Origin of the sequence: Bradyrhizobium iriomotense (assembly GCF_030160715.1) — a bacterium.
GTDB classification, from domain to species: domain Bacteria; phylum Pseudomonadota; class Alphaproteobacteria; order Rhizobiales; family Xanthobacteraceae; genus Bradyrhizobium; species Bradyrhizobium iriomotense.
The window spans coordinates 1-591 of record NZ_BSOW01000157.1; the positions used below are offsets into that span (position 1 = coordinate 1).

The 591-nt window shown below is 64.5% G+C and carries 1 protein-coding gene; it reads left to right on the forward strand.

The window, feature by feature from the left end:
* On the forward strand, positions 1 to 591 hold a 591-nt coding region (locus QQL28_RS45780), incomplete at both ends, for a chemotaxis protein CheA (protein WP_284276449.1).

Sequence of the window (591 nt, forward strand, 5' to 3'; positions counted from 1 at the left end):
AGCGGCTCGCGAGTGGCAAGGGCGAGCAGGGCACCATTCGCCTAAGCGCCTATCACGAGGGCGGCCACATCATCATCTGCATCGCCGACAACGGCCGTGGGCTGAACACCGAGAAGATCAAGGCCAAGGCGCTCTCGAGCGGTCTTGTCACCGAGGCCGAGCTCGAGAAGATGAGCGAAGCGCAAGTTCACAAGTTCATCTTCGCGCCGGGCTTCTCGACCGCGGCCGCCATCACCTCGGTCTCCGGGCGCGGCGTCGGCATGGACGTGGTGCGCACCAATATCGACCAGATCGGCGGCACCATCGACATCAAGAGCGTCGCTGGCGAGGGCTCGTCCGTCACCATCAAGATCCCGCTGACGCTCGCCATCGTCTCCGCCCTGATCGTGGAGGCCGGCGGCGACCGCTTTGCCATTCCGCAATTGTCTGTGGTCGAGCTGGTCCGTGCCCGCGCCAACTCCGAGCACCGCATCGAGCGCATCAAGGACACCGCGGTGCTGCGCCTGCGCAACAAGCTGCTGCCGCTGATCCACCTGAAGAAGCTTTTGAAGATCGACGACGGCGCCGCCTCCGATCCCGAGAACGGCTTTA